19 protein-coding genes and 1 pseudogene are annotated in these 21,740 nt (G+C 48.0%); 5 read left to right on the top strand and 15 right to left on the bottom strand.

Annotated elements, in window-relative coordinates; translation table 11 throughout:
* Positions 1–74: 74 nt before the first annotated feature.
* Positions 75–500 carry a DUF1090 domain-containing protein gene (locus tag ACTG33_RS05510; RefSeq protein ID WP_439134195.1) on the bottom strand — a complete coding sequence of 142 codons (426 nt, stop codon included), beginning with the start codon at positions 498–500 and terminating at the stop codon, positions 75–77.
* Between the two features lie 526 nt (positions 501–1,026).
* Here ACTG33_RS05510 and ACTG33_RS05515 point away from each other — a divergent pair.
* A complete protein-coding gene (locus tag ACTG33_RS05515) occupies positions 1,027–1,374 on the top strand; it encodes a hypothetical protein (RefSeq protein WP_439134196.1) in 348 nt (115 codons plus the stop codon).
* A gap of 262 nt (positions 1,375–1,636) precedes the next feature.
* Here the strand turns inward: ACTG33_RS05515 and ACTG33_RS05520 are convergent, their stop codons facing one another.
* From ACTG33_RS05520 to ACTG33_RS05535, 4 genes are all read right to left on the bottom strand, one after another.
* Positions 1,637–1,852, bottom strand: coding sequence for a TIGR02450 family Trp-rich protein (locus ACTG33_RS05520; protein WP_439134197.1), 216 nt, complete (start codon positions 1,850–1,852; stop codon positions 1,637–1,639).
* A 146-nt stretch (positions 1,853–1,998) separates the two neighbouring features.
* Entirely contained in the window at positions 1,999–2,316 is a 318-nt protein-coding gene (locus ACTG33_RS05525) for a DUF6122 family protein (RefSeq protein ID WP_439134198.1), read from the bottom strand.
* Positions 2,317–2,329: 13 nt separating this feature from the next.
* The gene (locus ACTG33_RS05530) at positions 2,330–4,003 is read right to left on the bottom strand and encodes an FAD-dependent oxidoreductase (RefSeq protein ID WP_439134199.1); all 1,674 of its coding nucleotides are present in this window, start codon (positions 4,001–4,003) and stop codon (positions 2,330–2,332) included.
* Between the two features lie 114 nt (positions 4,004–4,117).
* On the bottom strand, positions 4,118–4,528 hold the full coding sequence (locus ACTG33_RS05535) for an MAPEG family protein (protein WP_439134200.1): 411 nt from the start codon (positions 4,526–4,528) through the stop codon (positions 4,118–4,120).
* Positions 4,529–4,680: 152 nt separating this feature from the next.
* Here ACTG33_RS05535 and ACTG33_RS05540 point away from each other — a divergent pair, with 152 nt between their 5' ends.
* The gene (locus ACTG33_RS05540) at positions 4,681–5,607 is read left to right on the top strand and encodes an oxidoreductase (RefSeq protein WP_439134213.1); all 927 of its coding nucleotides are present in this window, start codon (positions 4,681–4,683) and stop codon (positions 5,605–5,607) included.
* Positions 5,608–5,686: 79 nt separating this feature from the next.
* On the opposite strand, the gene ACTG33_RS05545 is transcribed toward ACTG33_RS05540, so the two are convergent.
* Positions 5,687–6,928 (bottom strand): MFS transporter, encoded by a 1,242-nt coding sequence (locus ACTG33_RS05545; RefSeq protein WP_439134201.1) that lies wholly within the window; start codon positions 6,926–6,928, stop codon positions 5,687–5,689.
* A 328-nt stretch (positions 6,929–7,256) separates the two neighbouring features.
* On the opposite strand from ACTG33_RS05545, the gene ACTG33_RS05550 reads away from it, so the two are divergent.
* Complete coding sequence (locus tag ACTG33_RS05550; RefSeq protein ID WP_439134202.1) at positions 7,257–8,684, top strand: MATE family efflux transporter; 1,428 nt, start codon at positions 7,257–7,259, stop codon at positions 8,682–8,684.
* A 59-nt stretch (positions 8,685–8,743) separates the two neighbouring features.
* Here ACTG33_RS05550 and ACTG33_RS05555 read toward each other — a convergent pair whose 3' ends face one another.
* The 5 genes from ACTG33_RS05555 to ACTG33_RS05575 form a co-directional block, all read right to left on the bottom strand.
* The gene (locus tag ACTG33_RS05555) at positions 8,744–9,118 is read right to left on the bottom strand and encodes a hypothetical protein (protein WP_439134203.1); all 375 of its coding nucleotides are present in this window, start codon (positions 9,116–9,118) and stop codon (positions 8,744–8,746) included.
* A 101-nt stretch (positions 9,119–9,219) separates the two neighbouring features.
* The gene (locus ACTG33_RS05560; RefSeq protein ID WP_439134204.1) at positions 9,220–9,687 is read right to left on the bottom strand and encodes a YbaY family lipoprotein; all 468 of its coding nucleotides are present in this window, start codon (positions 9,685–9,687) and stop codon (positions 9,220–9,222) included.
* 85 nt (positions 9,688–9,772) lie between these two features.
* Entirely contained in the window at positions 9,773–11,164 is a 1,392-nt protein-coding gene (locus ACTG33_RS05565) for a DUF3482 domain-containing protein (protein WP_439134205.1), read from the bottom strand.
* Positions 11,165–11,176: 12 nt separating this feature from the next.
* A complete protein-coding gene (locus ACTG33_RS05570) occupies positions 11,177–12,514 on the bottom strand; it encodes a DUF2868 domain-containing protein (protein ID WP_439134206.1) in 1,338 nt (445 codons plus the stop codon).
* Between the two features lie 87 nt (positions 12,515–12,601).
* On the bottom strand, positions 12,602–14,398 hold the full coding sequence (locus tag ACTG33_RS05575) for a C1 family peptidase (RefSeq protein WP_439134207.1): 1,797 nt from the start codon (positions 14,396–14,398) through the stop codon (positions 12,602–12,604).
* A gap of 364 nt (positions 14,399–14,762) precedes the next feature.
* Between ACTG33_RS05575 and ACTG33_RS05580 the strand changes: the two genes are divergently transcribed.
* A complete protein-coding gene (locus ACTG33_RS05580) occupies positions 14,763–16,052 on the top strand; it encodes a glycerophosphodiester phosphodiesterase family protein (protein ID WP_439134208.1) in 1,290 nt (429 codons plus the stop codon).
* Between the two features lie 52 nt (positions 16,053–16,104).
* Here the strand turns inward: ACTG33_RS05580 and ACTG33_RS05585 are convergent, their stop codons facing one another.
* Entirely contained in the window at positions 16,105–17,406 is a 1,302-nt protein-coding gene (locus ACTG33_RS05585; RefSeq protein ID WP_439134209.1) for an MFS transporter, read from the bottom strand.
* Positions 17,407–17,615: 209 nt separating this feature from the next.
* Positions 17,616–18,413, bottom strand: coding sequence for an enoyl-CoA hydratase/isomerase family protein (locus tag ACTG33_RS05590; protein WP_439134210.1), 798 nt, complete (start codon positions 18,411–18,413; stop codon positions 17,616–17,618).
* Between the two features lie 588 nt (positions 18,414–19,001).
* Between ACTG33_RS05590 and ACTG33_RS05595 the strand changes: the two genes are divergently transcribed.
* A complete protein-coding gene (locus ACTG33_RS05595; RefSeq protein WP_439134211.1) occupies positions 19,002–19,385 on the top strand; it encodes a group II truncated hemoglobin in 384 nt (127 codons plus the stop codon).
* Positions 19,386–19,471: 86 nt separating this feature from the next.
* On the opposite strand, the gene ACTG33_RS05600 is transcribed toward ACTG33_RS05595, so the two are convergent.
* A complete protein-coding gene (locus ACTG33_RS05600; protein WP_439134212.1) occupies positions 19,472–20,869 on the bottom strand; it encodes an aromatic ring-hydroxylating oxygenase subunit alpha in 1,398 nt (465 codons plus the stop codon).
* 48 nt (positions 20,870–20,917) lie between these two features.
* Positions 20,918–21,740: pseudogene (locus tag ACTG33_RS05605) on the bottom strand (hypothetical protein); the annotation flags it as partial.

Here is a 21,740-nt window from a genome sequence, read left to right on the forward strand (position 1 = left end):
CGCTTATGACTGACAAAAAAACGGCGACTCAATAGTCGCCGTTTTTTATTTGGTCTTTATCGCGAACACTTTATTTAATCGAGATCGGACAACTCTCGTTCAAGACTTTTTATTTTATTTTTCTCTTCTTCAATTTTTCCCTGGTACTTACGAACTTTATCTTCTTCGCCATGCTCTGTCGCTTCTTTCAGATCAGACTCATATTCGGCCATCTCTTCTTTAGCTTCTTGAATTTCTTCAGCCAATTCAGCCTCAAGGCCTTTATCAGTACAATGTCTCCTGGAGTTCTTTAACGCCTCTCTTAGCCCTTCTGCTTTACGTTCATTGCCCTTCTCAAGAGAGATCGCAATTTGTTTTTCTATCTCGCAGAACTTCTTTTCGCAACCTTGATAACTTTGACAATCAGGTGATGCTACAGCCAGATGCGGTATTGAAAAAAATAACAGGCCAGTCAATAAAGTAGTCAGGATTGAAGGTTTTTCTGTTGGCGTATTTACCATGCTTTTGCATCCCCACCTGATTATCAAACTACTCATTACAAAACCACGTCGCAAGAAAATACATCAAAGCCTCTAGCTTCAAGAAGCGCAATAGATAATGGCTCTCTCCTGAAAACCGTAAGACCGATGACGCAAGCATAACGCAGACTTAACAGAGCTTCAGTAAGCTACCTTTGCTTTTGGCTTCGCAAACAATATAGCCAGGATAGCGAGGGGCCCGAACAATGATCCCATGACCACCCAAAATGGGCGTGATAAACCCCGCGTTTTCGCGATGGAGTAACACACCGAGCCACAGACAGCGAAAATAATCGGAAAAACTAACACTGTACTCATCACGACCTCCACGGCAACAGGGAATACATCAGAGTTTAGTAGACTGAATTTCTGTTGTACAACTTGCCTTTACGCTTCTTTTTATCCACATTCTATTCATGAAAAAAGATTAGGTTTCAATAATTTAGCGAACACATGCTAACATCGCCCGTGTTTCTCAGTAATTCACCTTCAGATTGAACAGGTCAAAATGTCCGAAGATCCCCTCAAAGCCTTGTCTGACATGGCTAGCGACGCCCACACCCGCATTCAGGCGACCCACCAGCACATCAACGCGGTGGTGGAAGTGCGCCGAGGTATGCGTGATGCCGGTATTCCCGCAGATGTGATGACCATAGACTGCTTACGCACCGGCCGTCGCATCACGCTCATCCTGCACGACGAACAGCCGGGGGTATTGCTTTATCAGTTTGTGACCATGAAGGATGAAGTAGGAGACGATTTTAAACAGATAGCGTTGTCGGAGGTAAACACCGATACGCTATTTGACTGGATGCAGGATTATTTTGACAGTCCTTTGAACAACAGCGCCTTGTGAAAGCGGTCTGACTGCTGAATATGGGGCGAGCGGCCCAGATCCGGGTGCTCAACCAAAGTCACATCGGGAATAGCTTCGGCCGCCTGATCCCCAAGCACCTCATAGCGCCCGAGCCAACCTCGTCCGGCGCGATCACCCGGTAGCCCTCAGCGGTAAGACGTTCGATAGAATCTTCCCAGTTTTTGTTTGTCTTTTGCCATTTTGGCTGGGACCTAAACCGCAGAGCCTTACGTCATTTCCAAGTTTATTCCCTGATGCCTCTCTACTTCCAGCCCTGAATCCATTTCTCTTGATTCTTCAGTTCAGTCCAATCAATCGGGTATTCATTTTTCGAAAGAACGGCTTCCAAATTACACGACATTACTGAGCCATCTTCGTCGTACTCAACCTCAGACACCAAAAAGTGTTTTTCTCGATTGAGCGGCTTCACCGCTGTCCATTTGCTGTTGCGTAATTTGGCTGGATTTAATGGATTCATACGTATTCCCAAGACACTGATTTTTGACATATCAATAAAACATTTACTAGCTTTCAGGTTGAAGCATGGCTCGATCTCAGACTAGCGTAACAACAGTGTATGAGTTTCTCTCAACCCTTCTGACAGTCCCAAGCGCTTCATCAGATTTATTGATTAACCCACACACCGTTTGTTATCTGGCAATCGATAGAATCCAACGCCATATGCACCGACAGCCCCAGACCTACCAGCCTTGTCTTAGGGATAAAACAAAGCAAGACGCACAAACACACAAACCAGAGCTTATGCAGCGGGTGGAAACCAATACTACAACGAGCCGGATCATAAATCGGACTCGCCACCAAATGATCAAGATCGACTAACATGGTCGACATCATAATTAGGTAAGCGAACTGCCAATGCTTGCGATAAAACGCAGCCACAACAATGGCAGGAATAATAAAATGTAAGGCTATGTGGAACATTTAATGCCTGGACCTAGTCTTGTTTACTAGCAGCATGATGGGCAGCGATATAACCCCAGGTACAAGCCGGCCCAATACTAGCTCCAGCTCCAGGGTAGGTGCGCCCCATCACCGACGCAGTGGATACACCGGTTGCGTACAGTCCTTCAATCACAGATCCATCCTTGCGCAGTACACGTGAGTTTTCATCCGTAACAACACCGCCATAGGTACTCACATCGCCAGGGAAAACGGACAACGCATAAAAGGGGCCTTGCTCAATTTTACCCAGAGTTTCAGACGGTTTATTGAGGAAGTCTCCTAACCAGCGATCATAGGCACGCTCGCCACGCTTGAAATCTTCATCGTGGTTTCGTTCAACAAAACCATTAAAGCGTTCTACCGTAGCCTGTAACGTTTCTGGCAACACGTCGATCATCTGCGCCAACTCCGCAAGCGTATCCGCTTTTTTCAGATAACCGCTGTCGTACCACTCCTGTGGTTTTTTACTACCGGGCATGGTTCCAGCCAACATGTATTTTTTTAGGAACTGACTGTCTAAAATCGCCCAACTGGGGACAGCAGGATTGGATTCATGTCGATCCAGCATGCCTTTGCTGTACGCCATATACGAACCGCCTTCGTTCATGTAGCGCACACCGGTTTGATCCACCAGAATAGCGTGAGGCTTGGCAGTGATACCTTGCACAGGCGCACGGATGTCGCCCTTACGACTACCCGGCGGCAGTGTGCACGGGTTGCCAACCATCTCATCCATTTGCGCCACTGCGGCACCGTGTCGCATCATTTCCTGAATCATCTCGCCAGTGTCCGTGGGTGCCGCACTGGTCCACATGTCTGAAGTACTCGGTATATATTGATCGCGCATTGATTGGTTATGAGCAAACCCGCCCGCAGCGACCAATACCCCCAAGCGGGTCTGAATACGCCAGGGCTGGCCGTCTTTTTCGGTCAACACACCGGTGACTGCTCCATCTGTCACCAGAAGCTCTGTCACAGGGGATTCCGTACGCAGATCCACGCCGCGCTCTAACAGCGCCTGTAACAAACGCCCCTGCAGAGCTTGTCCGGCAGAAATATACTGTTTGCCTGTCAATCTGGCCTTAATGCTACGTCCGATCATGGTGAGTAGAATTTTGAATGACCGCCAGCTACGTCTGAAATTTGCCATCAGCAAAGCTTCGTCCACCATCACCGGATATTCCATAAAACCGGGGCGCAACTTGTCTTTCCACTCACCCAGCTCGTTGATATCAAACAGCTCAGCGCCGACACAACGACCCGTCTCAAGCCCCCCAGGGCGTTCATCGTAATAATCCGGCCAATAAGGATAACGTCGGATACGAATGCCTTGCTCAATCAGGAAGTCGAGCATCTGCGGTGCCTGCTGAAGATAGGTTTGTCGCCGCAGAGGAGTCGACCCCGGTGCATCTTTCTGGCCTTCACAAAGCCCCTCAAGATACGTTGAGGCCTTTTCGTAGCTGTCATCGATACCGTCTTGCTGTAAAAAACGGTTATTGGGAATCCACATCACCCCGCCAGAACGAGCCGTGGTGCCGCCAACCAGCTCCGACTTTTCCAGCATGATAACTTGCTTTCCCTGAGCCAGCATGGTCAGGGCACCACTCATGGCACCACCACCGCTGCCGACAACAATATAATCTACCGTTTCATCGAATTGAGTCACGCTTTCTCCATACACTCTGGATTTTTATTATGAACAACCTATTCCGCTGATATCTACTGCATACTCTATTTTTACTGCATACCTTATTTCTACCTACACCATTACCGGCTCTGGTTACATCGCATTCAAAGCATTAACACCCAGGATTACGGTCATAATTGCCAGAATAAAACCGGTAATGTATGTCCCTAATGCGCCCACAAAACGCATGAGATTGGGTTTCGCCATGGTAGCCGGAAACACTAAACCTGCTGCAGCCAGGTAACGGAAAAAGGTTGCCAAAATCATGATCACCAACACCCAGTAAGGTTGAGGCGCTTGACCCAAGACGTAAATCATCACCGCAAGGATAGGCGCATTTTCAATACAGTTCCCATGTGCCCGCTGAGCTTTGTACATACGGCTCGCCGGATCGGTTTCAAAACCATAGACTTGCCCGCTGTCTTTGCGCGCCATAGAGACATTAAAACTGAGCGCGATACACAAAAAACCCAACAACCCGACACAAATCACTGATATAGCCACTATTTGTTCTCCTGACAGATTAAATTTGACTCACAAGGTAACGATGACTTTTGTAGTCTATGTTCTGATACACTTTTATATTGAACATCACTGATGGTCAACAGATAATCTAAACCAGCTTAAAACAACAAAACACCATTAAAGCGTACACAATAAGTAGAGTAGCTATCGTGACACAAAAAACTGTAGTAATCACTGGCGCCAATGCAGGGATTGGCTTTCAGGCAACAATGCATTTTGCCCGTCAGGGCGCCAAGGTCATTATGGCTTGTCGCAGTCTGGATAAGGCCTCAGCCGCTAAAGCTCAAATTGAACAGGAAATACCCAACGCCAACCTCCAGATCATCCGACTGGATGTCTCGGATCTTAACTCTGTGCAGGCATTCGCGACTGAATTTATTGAGCAAGTCGGCGAGCTTGACGTACTGATTAATAATGCCGGTATTGTTGCCATTCCACTGACCCGCAATGAAGCCGGTCACGAAATGCAGTTAGCGACCAACTATTTGGGAGCATTCAGTCTGACAGGCTTACTGTTACCCTACTTCAGAAAAGACGCAACAACGCGCATTGTCAACGTCAGTAGCCTGGCCCACCGTATGGGTAAACTGAACATCGACAACCTTAACTGGGAGGTGTCCGAGTACGATCAGTGGAAAGCCTACGGCAACGGTAAGGTTGCCATGATGAACCACACTCTGGAGCTCAATCGACGCCTGCAGCAATCCGGTAGCAAGACCATTGCACTGGCAGCACATCCCGGTTTTGCCAACACCAACATCCATCAAAACAGTCCTGCACTCAACAAAGACAACGCCAGTGCCTTCAGCAAGTGGTTCCATAAGAAGATGGAGAAATTTATTCCTTCTGCTGCCGATGCGGCACGCCCGATTATTCTGGCAGCGGATGGTGAAAGTGTTCAGGGTGGTGATTACTATGGGCCCGGAGGCTTTTTAGAGATTGGAGGAAAACCGGCCAAGGCAAAAATCAACAAAGTGGCCAAGGATACTCAACTCGCCAAGCAGCTGTGGACTGTATCGGAAACCATGACGGGCACTCGTTATTTGTCCGAGTCTTAGTTCGCTACGGCTCACGTGCAGCATAACCCGAAAGATCGGTTATGCTGCACGACCAATACCCGACTCATACATCAAAACATCATTCACTGGCCGTCTGTAAACGACTGGCTTGTGACTGACCCAACTGCATTTGCGTCAGCAACATCAATGCTAATACTAGCAATCCAATGTAACCGATGAAGGCATTGACGTAACTGCCTGTGATATCGGAAACCCAACCAAACAGCGGTGGCGACAGTAGAGTCAACGGCATAATGACCAAATTCATTTTGCCCATCATCTGGCCAACTTTGTTAGGGCCGTACACTTGAGCCAAAATGACGCTCCAAAATAAAGAAGCGGTTCCCGAGGCCATACCGACAATCAAACAGGCAACTGACAACAGCGAATAACTGTTTGCCTGTATAAAGCCCATCATACCGACGATCACCAGACACAAAATCACTCCCAACCCCAAACGCTGGTTGATACGATCTACCACAGACGCACAAATTAACTTTCCAGCGAGACCTGCTCCCGAATATATGGAAATTAAAAACGCAGCGTTAACAGCATCAACGCCCCTTCCCAGTGCAAACGGCATCATATTGCTCATCAACGCCATCGGGCCACAAAACAAGCTGCCGATTACCAGAGCGATGTACCAAAAGTTGCGATCTTTAAACACACTACCGGGTATTTCCTGTGGCTCTGTGGCAACACTGCCATGGGAACCTGCAATCGCATCCTGGCTGTGCTGTTCAGGGGTAGGTCGATCAACCACCAGAAAGACAATTAACGGCACAGTAAGTATAAAAATAACGACGCTGAAAATCCGCAGGGCAATACGCCACTCAAAGGAATCGATCATAATTTGCAACAGCGGTGGTAACAGCAAACCTCCCACAGCTGAGCCACAGGCCGCAATGCCCATCGCCAGACCACGTCGGCGAGTAAACCATCGTGCAAGCAATGCCGATGTAGCGATGGGGCCCAGTAAGAGGCTGCCCACAGACATAAACACGCCGTAGACAAGCAGCACCTGAAACATAGAAGTAGACACAGACATCAGGCAAAAACCCAACATAACCAGTCCAACACCCACCAGCATCATCTTGCGAATGGAAAAGCGATCCAATGCTGCACCGATCGATGGACTTAACAGACCGGAAATAAGTGAAGTCAACGTCATACCCAGCATCAGCACCATATTGCTGGGACCAAATTCGAGCTTGAACGGGGCCACCACAACACTGTAGCCGGTAAAGATACTGGCGGCGCTCACACCCTGTATAACCAGAGCTACCACAACTTGCCACCAACCCGAAAAAACTTTTGCCACTGCGATGTACTCCTAATTACATTATTATTTTCTTAGACAAGCGTCTTATACAGGGGCTTCTCATTACCCACAGAGGTCATTACGCACACAGGTTAATGACGAGAACAAACCTCTCACTGACAACTAATCACCACTGGTGTACAATATAGACTCAATCACTTTTAATAACAATTCCAGACAGCGCCAATCTCTGTGTGGCCTGTTCCGACCTCTACCTCTCACAACTGTTTCTGATTTCTGCACATCTCTGACCGAGGTGCGCAACTTTTGCTAGAATGGCGTGCATCTTTGCACTGAATACCCGATCTGTTGATACAAAGGAAACAATATGGCTTCGAGCCGTCAGGGGCTATTCCTAAACGGATCCATTCCCCGCGCTTTGTTCACACTTGCCGTGCCCATTATCCTGGCAAACATACTCCAGGCAGGTTACCAATTAACCGATGCATTTTGGGTAGGACGGTTAGGTGCCGCGGCTGTTGCCGCCGTTTCCATCACAATGCCTGTGACTTTCCTTGTGATCGCAATGGGCGCCGGCTTATCCGTCGCAGGTACGACGCTAACAGCACAGTACATCGGTGCCGGCAGGCAAGATATGGTGAACCATGTAGCGGCGCAAACGCTGATGATGGTGACCTTCACTTCAATTCTTTTGGGTGCGCTGGGTGTGTTTCTGTCGCCATACTTACTGGTATTGGTCGGCGTTACTCCAGAAGTCTATGAGGGCGCACTGGGCTTTATGCGGATCTCTTTCGTCGGGGTTATCTTTGTGTTCATCTTTGCGATGTTCCAGTCATTGATGCGGGGCGTCGGTGAAACGAAAATCCCGCTGTACATCGTCTTTGGGACGGTTCTATTAAATTTTATCCTCGATCCTTTGTTTATCTTCGGTTATGGCCCTTTTGAGGGGTTGGGTGTCAAAGGCGCTGCTCTGGCTACACTCGCCACGCAAAGTCTTGCAGCGATTATTGGCCTGGTTGTATTTCTGCGTGGGCAACACGGTATTCAACTCAAATGGCGAGAATTCAAACCGGACTTTCCGTACATTAAGAAAGCTTTTTTCCTGGGTTTCCCATGCTCGGTCGAACTCTCTACACGGGGGTTGGGCCTGATGTTGATGACATTTTTGATTGCGACCTTTGGCACTCTCACCATGGCCGCCTATGGTATTGGTGCCAATGTTTTACAGGTAATCACCATTCCTGCGATGGGTCTGTCGATGGCGGTATCCACTCTGGTGGGGCAAAACATTGGAGCAGGCAAGATTGAACGGGCAGCCCGTATCACGCATCTGGGTACACTGTACGGTTTTGGCGCGCTGACTCTGGTTGGTGTCATTGCCTATGTCTTTGCACCGCACATCGTCGCGTTCTTTGTCCCTAACGACGCCGATGTCATTCGTGAAGGGGCGCATTTCATCCGTATTATGTGTCTCTCATGGGGTGGCATTGGCATTCAGTTATGCATCGTTTCTGCGTTCCGGGCATCCGGAAATATGATGAACGCCATGGTGATCGCGCTAATATCACAGTGGATGATTCAGTTCCCGTTAGCGTACATCTTGTCCAAACATACGACACTGGGCGCTGATGGGTTGTGGTGGTCGTTCCCGGTAACCAATGTGTTGATTGCCATTATCTCCGTTTGCTGGTTTGCCCGTGGCAGCTGGAAGAAAACACGAATTACCGAAGAAGACAAACAGACGGTTGAAGTGATCGATAAAGGATGGAGCGGAGAAGGCGGGGGTTATCGCTAGGCCACAGGACGACACCTTTGAGCACAGAAGTGTCGCCTGTGGCCTTTTAACTATTAGCCCTATTGTCCCGGAGCATAAGGGGCCATTCTGTTGGGAATATTGTTGCGATTATCCGACAAGCTGTGATCGCCAGTATGGGGGGTTATGGTAGTGGCTTCCGCACCGTGAATCCGACCGGCTTTAATGTCACCAAAAGTCTTCTCTACCACTTCCTGACCGCCTTCGCCAGCACGGTAAATATTTCCCAAAAAGTAAAGTGTTCTTAAGGCAGGTCCGGTAAAGACGAAAACGGAATCAATAAACTGGTTGTTATAAAAAGTCGGGGATGGGTCGCCATCGTAAACCAACTCGCAGTTTTTAAAAGTACAGTCGTTGAAAAAATTTCCATGCAGAACAACGCGTTCTCCATCAAATGTCCGGTCGCGATAGATCATAATAGTCACCTCGCAGTGATAAACTCACTTAAAGCTTAGAAGCCAATCGCTAAATTGCCAATCAAACCGGATTCGGGATAAAGACGCCACCCTGCAGGGATTTATTCTGCTTCTGCCTGCTGCACCCGGGTCACCATAATCTTAATGTTTGTTCCAGGCTCGACCGCAAAGGGGTCAATATACCCCGTACTGGTGAACATCAACGCCCCATCTTTCTCAATTCTTGCTCGCAGCCCATAGCGCATCCTCTCTTTAATCGCCGAAGGGTTGTAGACCAAACGATAAGTGTATGGACCAGAACCATCCACAACGTGGGTGTACTCCGTTATGGTTTCGGCAGGCGCGTCCATTTTGGACTGATCTTCCAAGACGACTCTCACTTTAGTTCCTGGTGGCAAAGCCATACGCTCGCGATACCAGACTTCCCCGGTAATAACGCGCATCAGGGTATTATCTGTTTTCATCGTCACGTTCTCCACAGGCTTCGCGGGAGCCTCAGGATGTTCCGCCTCTTCTGAGCAACCGAAGGTCACGATAATGCTCAACATCAACGCACACAATCTAATCATTATTTCGCCTCTGATTTTCATTGGTTTTATGCGGTTTCTCGAGGAGAGCAACGCATGTTGTATCAAAAGTAAATGAACGCGTACGTCATGTCCATCCGCACAGCTGCATTATCCAGTCTCTTAACCGTAACAGCTCTTTCTCATTCAGACCCTTGTGCGCTTTTAGCAACAAACGAGTCAGTTGCACCTGATCAGATTTCGGCAGCTGATCGAGACGATCAGTCAATCGACTATCCGCCAACTGAGCGACAGAGCGATCGGCATGTGTGCGGGTGCGAATCAACGACAGAAAATCTATTGCCCGCCCCAGTAGTACAAATGCAAACGTCAACTCTTTTACCGGCCCTGCGGTTAAGGTTTTACCCGCCAGTGGCACACCTTTAATATTAAGCTTTTCGGGTTTCCAGGTCGCTGCGACGGATGCAAGACCAGAGAGTAAACCGCCACTGACAGCGCCTGCCATTAAAGAGGCACCGCCAACACCGATATCGATCACCATACCCGCTGCTGCGCCCGCAGAGGCGGACAGCGCAATAATCTTCCGTCGGTCAAGACCGTAAAGGTACCATTGGCTGTCATCGAACAAATCTGGATAGTCTGCAGTCAACTGTTGTGTCTGTGTACGCATTTCCGGGTGAGAAAATAGTGCCTTTAACTGATCCTGCATTTCGCTCTCAATCGACCGGAGAACGTTTTGATAATCTTTTTTCAGCTGCTCCTGCAATAACGACTGGGTAAATTGTTGAGGGACTTTGATTTCACTTTCCTGAGTGAGCATTTGTACCAGATGCTCAGCCACCGTCCATGCCCCCTGTTCTTCCAACCGTGTCACATAGTGCGTTAACTGATCAATGGTCGACTCAATCGATCCGCGCCACGGTTCGTAGAGTTCAGAAAAAGCTGACAGTACTGAAAACTGTTTCTGATAATCAGCAGTCAACGGGTCAAATACGCGCACAACGCTGAAATACTGACTCAACGCATTCTTCCATTCCTCTACATACGCCTCACCCCCAATGGGATTGATCAGCGCCATCCGGGGCTGCCCTGTCCATTGCAGAACGGTCATCTCCGCTTCAAATTCTGACGTATAAGGTAAAGACCCATCCACGACGTAAATAATGCCTGCACCGTCCAGAATAGGCTGCAATAGCTCTATTTCATCGTGGTACTTAGTCGTTTCCTGATGCCGTTGCTGATCAATAAAACTCTGAACCGTTTGTTTACGCTCCGCCGCGTTGGGCGAATGCTGCTGTAACCAGGACATTACCTGACGGGGTCGCTGAAAACCCGGAGTATCCACCAGGGTATATTGCGTAACGCCATCAATACTTAAATCAAAAGTTTGAGATGAAGTTGTCGTACCAGAAATTTCAGATATCTTAACCGCATCCTGACGTGTCAAAGTCGACACGATACTCGACTTGCCTTTATTAGGATGGCCGACAACCGCAAATACGGGTGCTTCAGTATTCATAAATTTCACCGCTTAGCGTCCCCTTTTCATGGGAATTTGGTGACGCTGCGAAAAATATTGCCAGGACTTGAGCTGTTGAACATAACGAGGCTCATTGTTTTTCTCCAGTGCTTCGTCCTTCGAAAACAACACCAGAGTCACGGATGAGTTGTGTTGTTGAATAAGCTCAATACAATCAGCCAACTCGCCAGTGGGTATTTGTAATGGATCGACCAGAACTAACACTGGCTTATCACGTGTACAGGCTTCTGAGTTTAACCACTCATCATCTTCCGTCGAACTGGACGACCCCAGGTTTTTAACGATTCCATGATGAATATCTGGCTGTTGCCAGGTGATAATGTCGGCATCTGCTTGCTGTACATGGATTTCTTCGGGAGCTTCCATTTCCCCCTCGAAATCCAAAGGGTTAACACTGGTTTGGTAATGCTGTGCGGCCACAAACTGCTCGACGTCACCGCTGTTGATAATGTTTCTCTTTAAAGTACTCACAAAACGTTGACGCAGAAGCAGCGCTAGTAAACCCCGCGGCAAAATCCCATAACACACGATGGCCATAACCAGTGTTAACCACCAGCTTTCACCCAAACTGGAAGACGGGAGATTGTCGGCACTAAAACGACTGATGTTAATGAGTTCTTCAGAAGGTGTTTCAAAATACCAGTGCCACGGCCAGGAGACAGCCTTCATGATATTTACCATAGTGGCATTGTCTGAGATTAAGGTGGACGACCAGCCAAATTGATAATCCTGAAACGTAGCGAGGATAAAAAACGATAACAACCCAGAAACGGAAAACAGCAATGCAAACATTTGCGTCTTCCACAACAACCACGGTAGCAGCACACTTTTATAGGGTAGAAATTGTCGCAACTGCAACTTGTTCACCAGCAAGATTAGCCACGGGTGCCCGTGCTCTATCTGATTAGGTGAAGTCGTGAGTGATAAATAAGCACTGATCACTGTAAGCGCAAACGGAATAAACGCGAACAGCGCCAAAGGTACCCAAATGTTAACAGGGCGATGAACCGTATAATTCAATACACCCGCCATGGCCCCAAATCCGACCAAAATAACTGCCATGGAAAGGACAGGGAAAAACCAGCGTGCGGGTGTCGTTAAAACCTTATGGTCAGTGGATTGCTGTTCCCATTGATCCAAATAATCAGGTGTTGACGCGGGTTTACGCTCTTGAGCGTTCTTAGCGCTGGCTGAGGATTCGGAGGCTTCCAGTTTTAGCTTTTTACGCCCCACATACAGTCTAAAATTCAACCAGCTAAAGAGTGCAGAGGAAGCCCCGTTTTTGAAAAAGAATTTGAGTATCGCTTTTGACGATGGAGTTGATGCCATAGTTTAGCCGTAGATCAGGTCGTTACCCTAAATGTATGAGATTCAGATTAGACAGAGTATACCTGAGTTTGCTCCACCATCATGTAATCAGGTAAAAAACCGTTTCGGCTTGTGCCCCAATAGTCGTTTGAGCATATCGTTCAAAGTATAGGGGTCATTATCAAATCCACCATGAGAAATTGACCGACTTCGTTTGTTATTTTGACCATCACTGATCACTGTTGTCACCGGTAAACCTGCAAGATCCAGTTGCTGACGATATTTTTCCATACCGAGAATGGCTTCGGGCGTGTCGTCTTCAAACGCTCTCGACACCAGATACAGCAATGATTTGCCGTAGACCTTGGCTACGGTATCGTCCAACTCCAATCGTTCATTCAGATTGTAAATGGCCATTTCCTGAATAAATTTACGCTTCAGTAAAGGACGATACAGGTCTTCAAACAAAGAAATCGTCGCTGCCGGAGCTAACAGGGAACAAGTAGCAACCTCAAGATTCGGCGACTGTTTTTCAAGACGAGTCAACAGATGGGCGTGCAAAATCGCACCGGTCGAATGTCCAGCCACATGGACCTTGATATTGCCGTCCGATTCATGAACAACTTCACTTAAGCGCTCAAGCACATCACTGCCATCACTTTGCGCTCGAGAAAAGGGAGATTTCGCTCCTTGTTTCATCTCTCGCCATAATGCTCGCCCCACCTTTTCCGTTAAGTTCTCTATACGCCGGTCAAACCAGTCTCGAAAACCGCCGCTGCGCACTTTTGCGTCGTCTTCCTTGCGCAGGATAATGTCCTTCAGCTCTTCTAAAAGACCGGTATCGTACATAAAGTGAAATGGATAAATACCATTGGCCAAAAAGACCGGTTTCATTTCTGCAATTCGTTGTGCCGACGCTTTTATCGAATTAAGCCCTCCATGGGCATACAACAACAGATGCTTGGGCTTTTCACGGCGAATGGCTTCCTGCACGATGGTCATGTGCTCGGGATTACTCCAGTAGCGGCCGCCGTTGTGATAGCTTCCATCATCCAGGTGAACAAAGTGCTCTTCTATCGCCACACGCGGTGGTGAGGCGGACTCAGCGGGCTGATTGGCACTGGAATGAGTCCCCGCAATCAATCCCAAATCAAATATCTGCGGAGTCGGCAAAGCCAACTGCACAACCCACGCATCCATCACATTGACAGCCCAATCTTCATAGAGCCATAAAGCCAACCCACCCTGCCCCCAATCATCACCCCAGGAATTTTGTACCCAGAAGCCTTTACGGTTATAACCAACCAATGCAAAAGCATGCCCCCCTTGCGAGTCATTACGGAGCGGGATTGTTTTGCCATCATCGGTATCTACTGGTTTAAACCAGCCGTTATGAATATTGGCGGAAACATAAACCACACCACACTCAAGCAGCGCCGCATGAAAATCCGAGACCGTCGGATGCAGTCGATAGTACGCACCCACGGTTCTTTTTCGAGCATCTTCCGTAACTTCCGGTGTCACCGTAAATGAGTCATCGCCCGCGTCATAAGGGGCTAAATGCTCCAGACACACACCCGTATTCTTCCAGCCTTTAATAGCACCCCGACAACTGGAGCCCTCGTAATCTGCGCCAACCCACTCATCATAACGCTTAGCCATTTCGTAGAGCATTCTGGAACTGACACGAAATTCTTCTCCCTGACTGCGATAAAGAATATTGATGGTTGCCGCCAGCCCAAATCCTGTACAAGCCCCTTCGTCTCCCTGATGCAAAATAGACAGAGTAGCGGGCGGGTCCAGGAAAGGGCGAAGAGGACGGAGACTTGGCGTGTAATAGCAATCCCGGAGATCGGGAGGGTCGGGTTGTACCGTGAAAATAGAGGGATCAATAACACTGGGCATGATCAGTTACCTGTTAAACAGACCTTGACCGCGCACGACAGATTCAACACCAGGAGATCAGGCCTTGCCTGTTAAGAAACTTGCTTTGGGTGAAACTTGTTACTAGTTATTAACGATTATGGGAAGCTCTATCGAGTAACATGTATGTATATCTATCAATCTATATAGATCTTCATGGACAGAATAACCAGATTCGTGAGCTCTCTCACACTAATTTGTCACTCAATACCGCATTTAAAAAATATTTTATCGGATCATTATCGTTGTCCCGCCAGTCTGTCACAGGCTCGGAGTAATGTGAGTCAGTGTTCCATTCGACACGCTTTATTATCACTGACTTTAACAGGAGGTTTTCAGGATGCGCATGACGTTTCATTCCTTGTTAGCATTAACCACACTATTGCTGGCCACGGCTTGTGTACAAGCTGATCGCGATTCAAAAAATCATCATTCCTACAGCGCAGGAAAGAAGAAGCACGAGCGGAATTCTGTACAGTTGGGACCCCGCCCTTTCTTCCTCGTTCAGGATATGGATGAAGGTGCGTTAAAACGTAAACTCAGCCGTTGTGAAAAAGGCCCATTCCATAAAACCGACTTTTCCATTGGGCATCGTGGAGCCGCCATGCAATTCCCCGAACACACCCGGGAATCCTATGAAGCCGCGGCGAAAATGGGTGCCGGTATAGTCGAATGTGACGTGACTTTCACCAGTGATCGAGCGTTGGTTTGCCGCCACTCTCAGTGTGATCTACACACCACAACAAATATCCTGACCACCCCATTGGCTCAAAAATGCACCACTAACTTTACTCCCGCCGTTTACGACACTGACGGCAACCTTGTTCATCCTGCACAGGCGCAGTGCTGTACCAGTGATATTACGGTTGCAGAGTTCAAGACGCTGAAAGGCAAGATGGATGCCTTCGATCCTGGGGCACAAACTGTCGAGGAGTACATGGGCGGTACCCCCAGTTGGCGTACTGATCTCTACAATGAACCGGGAACCTTATTGACCCACAAAGAAAGTATTGCGTTGTTCACTCAACTCGGCGTCAAAATGACCCCAGAACTGAAAGCACCCAGCGTCGCCATGCCGTGGCAGGGTACTTACACCCAGCAAGATTATGCACAGCAGATGATCGACGAGTACAAGGAGATGCGTGTCCACCCAAAGAATGTGTATCCCCAATCCTTTAATCCAGAAGATGTCTTTTACTGGATCAGTCAGGAGCCTCGCTTCGGTGAACAAGCTGTATTACTCGATGGCCGCGACAGCCTTCCCGGTTTTGATCACACCAACCCAGCCACCTGGACACCTTCTATGGGCGAACTGGTGGCTGCCGGTGTAAAAATTATTGCTCCACCTATTTGGATGCTGTTAGACCTCGATGCACTGGGCAACATTATACCCTCTGCCTATGCCAAAGCGGCTCAAAATGCAGGACTTGAAATTATTACCTGGTCGCTGGAGCGCGACGGACCTTTGAAGGACGGTGGTGGCTGGTATCACCACAGCATCGCCGCAGCCATTAATAATGATGGCGACACCATGAAAGTGCTGGATGTATTAGCGAGAGAGGTTGGCGTGATCGGTGTTTTTTCTGATTGGCCCGCGACGACCACTTACTACGCAAACTGCATGAATATAAAGTAATCGATTTTGATACCGCATTCAGAATGAATGCGGTATCAATCTTGATATTCTCTTAAGCAGGGGTATTTTGTTTTTGATCTATAGGCTCTTGTGAATTCTCACTTGAGTTATCACTCGGGTTTTCCCTCACCATAAAAATCAGAGCAATGGACACAATATCTAACACAATAAAGGTTATAAACGCTGGAATATACGTCCCTGTTTGATCATGAACCTGACCGATAAAACGCATGGCGATCATAGCGAACGGCTGCATAATAACGGCCATCAACCCCATCACTGTTCCATAGCTACGAGACCCAAATAACCAGGCCATAATGGTACTCCAGGCTGGGAACACCCCACCTACAGCAATACCAAGAAAAGTCACAGCAACAAACAACACCCACAGCGACGGCTGGAGGACATAAACGCATAACAGTAAGGCATTACAACCTGCCACACAGGCGAACACATATCTAAGATCAACCTTGTCGGCTAAATAACCTACGATTAACTTACCGCCAACAGCCGAAATGGCCTTAACCGCAACCAACATTGAAACCAGCGTTAACTCATACCCGGCATCCTGAAAATAAGGTACCTGCGACAACAATACTGCCTGATCGATACCGAACAGTAAACCAAGCCCTATAGATACAAACCAAAAGTTCCGGTTACAAATAATTTCGCGTGTTGTCCACAGCCTATCTTCCTTGAATGAAGTCGCTGCATCATTGTCGCCAGTCGCAGACACATGACCAAACTCTTTTTCATAGCCCCGTGTCGTCTCACTCGGGCGATCGCGTACAATAAAGAAGGCAACAAAAAGAAAAATTAGCATGGGCCCAAGACCAATTAAAAACAGGGCATCACGCCACCCAAAGGCTTCAATCAACAACGCTGTCAATGGCTGTGCAACAAAACCACCCACTGACGTGCTCAGTGAGAGTACACCTAGGGCCTTCCCGCGATTATTTCGAAACCATCGCACGACTACCGTGTTTGCACCTAGCACACCACAACCGGCTGTACTGAAAGGTAACAATGAAGTGAGCAGTAACAGCATCAACCAAAGTGAGTCGATGCGGGAGACCGTCATCAGTGCGCCACCATAAGCCAAAGCGCAAAAAACCATAATCCAACGTGTACGGAAGTGATCCAAAAGCTTGCCGATAATCGGCGAAGCAATTGCGCCACCAATAATCAAACCGATCATCCCATTATTAAACGTTGACCGAGTGATACCCAGCTCTTCAGTAACCGGTAACGTAAACATTCCGTAGATATAAGAGGTGAAGCCAATAGCGAGTGCGGCACAGATAAAAGAGCCCGTTAATACTGACCAGCCAGGATAAATTCGATCGAGTCTCATAAATGCCTTTATAACGTGATATAAACGAGTATTTAACTAGGCTCTAAAAATACAGCCCCGCCGAATCAACTCCGCGGGGCTGTAAGTTTAATACCTAACGTCTTAACTTCAGAGTTTAATGCTTTGATTCTTGCCGCGGCTAATACTTAACGTATAAAAAGTGTAAAGTACCAATTATAAAGTACGACCGGACGAGCCTTGACAGCGGTCTACTTCTTTTCAGCCGCCCTGGCCTGCATGGCTTTCACGGCATTCTTATGATCTTCCGAGCGAATGCTAACCGCTTCATAAGCCAGACCGGTATCCAGCAAGCTGTGTGTAACACGATTAAGTTCCTGATTGAGCAGAACCTTAGTCCAGCGCACTGCGTTACGAGAGCCTTTTTGCACACGATCGCAGAAAGCCGCAACGGCTTCGTCCAGTTGGTCTGCCGGAACACAGTGATTGATCAAACCGATTTCTGCTGCTTTTGGAGCGGACAACAGTTCACCCGTCAGCAAATATTCTTTGGCGCGGGCCAAACCAATCAGTTGCGGCCAGATGATCGCACCGCCGTCACCGGCAACCAAACCCACAGCCACGTGAGGATCGCCAATTTTCGCGGTATCGGCAGCAAAAATCACATCACAAAACAGCGCCAGTGTTGCACCCAAGCCTACGGCATGACCGTTCATTCGGCAGACTAAGGGTTTATCCAAATCGAGCATGGAGAACACAATTCGCTTCGCCAACCGTACTTCTTCATCAAACAAGTCCGGGTTGGCCGCATTACTCAGGATATGATCAAGATCACCGCCGGCGGAGAATGCGCGACCAGCACCGGTAAATACAACCACATCGGATTCTGTATCTTTTGCTGCAAAGTAAAAAACTTCTGCCAGCTCTTCATGCAATTTTAAATTGACGGCATTCATCAATTCAGGGCGATTCATTGTGATGGTCAGAACACGATCCTGACGTTCAAGTACCAGCGTCTCGTAGTCTGGTAAGGCAATAGTAGTTGTCATAATGGGCACTTTTTTATGTCATTGAATGTCACCGCGGTGCTGTAAGCTTCCGCAGTGTCAGTATTCTCTGTCTCTGTTGCTAGTAAGTAATTGGCCGCCATGCAACCGAATACCAAACCAATATTTCCACCGGTTCCTGTACAGGCGGCCGGGTAGACTAGCAGCATTGTTACCTGCTGAATAAAGATTCGCAACAGGGTAATCATCACTGTTGATTATACAACCATTGAAAACAGCATTTAACCCACTATTTGTCGCCAGATACCCCTGATTAGGGGGTACAGCATAGTTGAAAGGGTTACTGATGAACTCTTAACCAGGATTATGGCTCACGTTTGCCCCATCGAATACAGGAGCTTGATTGGTTCATATTGGCCATTGCTAAAGTCAGCTTGTCTGATCGAACATTACCGAGGTTACACGACACTAACCGTTTTCAGGATTCCTTTTTAACTATAATTTTTAAAACACATTATGAGAATTCACAGGACAATCACTTGGCTAGACTTTTATAATAACGAACAAAGTAGTAAGAAAAACCAAAGTAGTAAGTAAAAACAGAGCTGTAAGTACAACGAGAGATGTAATATGTCGACCTCCCAAACCCCATACCAATTACTCGGTGAGCAGGGTATCAAAGACCTGGCCCACGCATTTTATGATGTGATGGATGAACTGCCTGAAGCAGCACCCATTCGTCATATGCACGGCAAAGATTTAAACAGTATCAGAGATAAGCTGAGTGATTACCTGACTGGCTGGATGGGCGGTCCACCGCGGTATCATGAGAAACACGGCACTGTCTGTCTGACAGATCCCCACGCGGCCTATTCCATTGGCCCTGAAGAGCGAGATCAATGGGTTCTATGTTTTGACAAAGCTTTGGAACGTATCAATGCCAGCGACGAGGTAAAGGCCATGTTGCACGGCCCTATCCGACAAATTGCTGCCACCGTGCAAAATCGCGATTAATCCAATCGCGATTCTATATCCCAAACCATTGTCCCCTCGCACAAACCGTTCTAACTTTTCAAAGTTTGTGCCAGGGGAGAAGGACATTAGTCGTCCAGTGGTTGGGGTGCACCTGTTCCCATATAACGAGCCAGATTCAAGTGAAAATTGGTGACTTTGTTCTCCTGATGAGGGTTCGGTAAGTTCCCGCGAAAGCCCCGTGATTGAAGACCCTGCTGCACCAATTCCATATTGGAAAAATCCTGGGCAATGACTCTGCGCCAGTTCTCCTCGGTAGCGTCAGCATAAACCCACTCGGTATCGGGCGCTTCACCTTTAGGAAAACGCTCAATCGCCACCGCTTCGTAAATGCACTTATTAGGATCATTGCCATAAGGACGAGTGCGGTAGTACAGCGCAAATACTGGCCCTTGCAAAATACCCATATTGGGAAAGAGATGCCAAGCCAAACCAGCTTCGGCCATTTGCTCTTCACGGATATCCGGCCATTCGACCCCCATCGCCGCATAATCCCGCTTGCAGGATTCCAGCCAGTGGTGATGCACTTCATCGGAGGGTGTACCTTCTGGTAATTCATCCACCAATCTTGCAGCCGCATCCACCATCACCTGTGTAGTACTGGCACCTACGGTTTCCCAGAACTCTTTTTGCATTTGCCCCATCATTGCTCGTGCATCGGGCCCCTTGCCGGTACGAAAAACTGTGGTGCTCGCCGCGGAATCCTCAGCGCTTTGATCTGGCGTATCGTAACCGTCATTTCCATGAAGTCCCTGAGCTTTACTCCAGGCGTAAAAGTCACCGTACTTGGTTAATTGCGGGTGAGTGGCCGCCACATGATAGGGTTCCATAAAGGCTTCCAGCGCGACTTTCCAGTTGCAATCAAAAACGACCCACTGACGAAAACGGTAACGCATTTTTTCAAACTGGAAAGGATCCAACATACCCGCTGCCGGCTCCAGATATTCACGCAGCGGTACACAATCCGGATCCATATTGATCCAAACCCATCCGCCCCAGGTATCCACCCTCACTTCTGTCAAACAAGTGCGCGAATCCGTCAAGGCTCCCTGCCAGTCATCCTTGTCCAGAATGTAGGTATTCTTGCCATCACCATCAAAAGTCCAACCGTGATAACCACACACGAAACGTTGACGATTCCCACGAGCACCATTGCTATCTTTGGCAACGGGTACCAGACGGCGACCACGGTGTGGACAAACATTGTGATAGGCTTTGATTGAATCTTCACCCGTGCGAACAATCAAAATCGAATCAAGACCGATTTCATAAGTCATGAAATCGTTGATGTTAGGAATCTCTTCCACCCGCCCGGCATGCTGCCAAACCTTGGCCCATAGGCGATCTGCTTCTGCCTCAGCATAGTCCTTTGAAGTGTAGGCCTCGGTCGGGAACGTTAAAGGCTTGGATAAATCTACAGAATCAATCAGATCCAAATGTTCATTTATTTTTTCAGGCTTATTCATAGCATACTCTCTACAAGTCGATCATTATTATGACGTTATCCATATGGGCTAGACGGTTTCAGCGTCTTCAGCGACCGCAGTTGATAAACAGTTGTCGCTTCCATTCAATGTCAGCCCAGTCATATCACCGGTACTGCGCCAGTCTTCCAAAAGCTGTATAAATGCGTCCCAACCCGGTCCGTAGATTTCACCCAGATAGAAACGGTATTTTTCGTTACCTTGTTCGTCCACATCCGGTTGTCCCTCGTTATTGAAATACCCCGGTGTACATTCGCGAATCCATTCTGTGCGATCAATTTCGGTGTCCCGAATGTGTTGCACATAATCATCTTGCGCTGCACGGGTAGGCTCAACCGTTGTAGCTCCTTGAGACAGAGTCGACTGAATGATATAACTGATATGCTTGGCTTGTTCTTCAAAGTTAAGAGTCAAAGTAGAATTGAGCCCCCCCTGATTCAAACCGATGACGTACAGATTAGGAAAACCGTGCGTCATAACGCCCTGGAAGGTACGGTATCCTCCCCGCCAGTTGTCGTACATGGATAAACCATCCCGACCGGTAAAGGTATCAAAGCCCCAGCGTCTTTCCAGATCGCTGGTGACTTCGTAGCCACTGGCAAAAATAATACAGTCGACCTCGTATTCCTCACCGTTTGCGATAAATCCATTTTCGGTTAATTGCTCTACCCCCTGGGAGCGAGACACATCGATCAAAGTCACGTTGTCGCGATTGAAGGTCTCGTAATAGTGATCGTTAGATGTAGGTCGCTTGCACTGATAGCGGTAATAGGGCTTCAACATTTCAGCTGTCGCCTTATCCTGAACAATATCATCCACACGACGACGCAGCCGTTCCATAACTTGGAAGTCC

The sequence above is a fragment of the Pseudomaricurvus sp. genome (assembly GCF_965662505.1).
Lineage (GTDB): Bacteria > Pseudomonadota > Gammaproteobacteria > Pseudomonadales > Cellvibrionaceae > Pseudomaricurvus.

Excerpts from the sequence above, each read along its gene's own strand:
- ACTG33_RS05510 (WP_439134195.1), bottom strand. The coding sequence starts at position 500 with ATGGTAAATACGCCAACAGAAAAACCTTCAATCCTGACTACTTTATTG.
- ACTG33_RS05515 (WP_439134196.1), top strand. The coding sequence starts at position 1,027 with ATGTCCGAAGATCCCCTCAAAGCCTTGTCTGACATGGCTAGCGACGCC.
- ACTG33_RS05520 (WP_439134197.1), bottom strand. The coding sequence starts at position 1,852 with ATGAATCCATTAAATCCAGCCAAATTACGCAACAGCAAATGGACAGCG.
- ACTG33_RS05525 (WP_439134198.1), bottom strand. The coding sequence starts at position 2,316 with ATGTTCCACATAGCCTTACATTTTATTATTCCTGCCATTGTTGTGGCT.
- ACTG33_RS05550 (WP_439134202.1), top strand. The coding sequence starts at position 7,257 with ATGGCTTCGAGCCGTCAGGGGCTATTCCTAAACGGATCCATTCCCCGC.
- ACTG33_RS05555 (WP_439134203.1), bottom strand. The coding sequence starts at position 9,118 with ATGATCTATCGCGACCGGACATTTGATGGAGAACGCGTTGTTCTGCAT.
- ACTG33_RS05560 (WP_439134204.1), bottom strand. The coding sequence starts at position 9,687 with ATGATTAGATTGTGTGCGTTGATGTTGAGCATTATCGTGACCTTCGGT.
- ACTG33_RS05565 (WP_439134205.1), bottom strand. The coding sequence starts at position 11,164 with ATGAATACTGAAGCACCCGTATTTGCGGTTGTCGGCCATCCTAATAAA.
- ACTG33_RS05570 (WP_439134206.1), bottom strand. The coding sequence starts at position 12,514 with ATGGCATCAACTCCATCGTCAAAAGCGATACTCAAATTCTTTTTCAAA.
- ACTG33_RS05575 (WP_439134207.1), bottom strand. The coding sequence starts at position 14,398 with ATGCCCAGTGTTATTGATCCCTCTATTTTCACGGTACAACCCGACCCT.
- ACTG33_RS05580 (WP_439134208.1), top strand. The coding sequence starts at position 14,763 with ATGACGTTTCATTCCTTGTTAGCATTAACCACACTATTGCTGGCCACG.
- ACTG33_RS05585 (WP_439134209.1), bottom strand. The coding sequence starts at position 17,406 with ATGAGACTCGATCGAATTTATCCTGGCTGGTCAGTATTAACGGGCTCT.
- ACTG33_RS05590 (WP_439134210.1), bottom strand. The coding sequence starts at position 18,413 with ATGACAACTACTATTGCCTTACCAGACTACGAGACGCTGGTACTTGAA.
- ACTG33_RS05595 (WP_439134211.1), top strand. The coding sequence starts at position 19,002 with ATGTCGACCTCCCAAACCCCATACCAATTACTCGGTGAGCAGGGTATC.
- ACTG33_RS05600 (WP_439134212.1), bottom strand. The coding sequence starts at position 20,869 with ATGAATAAGCCTGAAAAAATAAATGAACATTTGGATCTGATTGATTCT.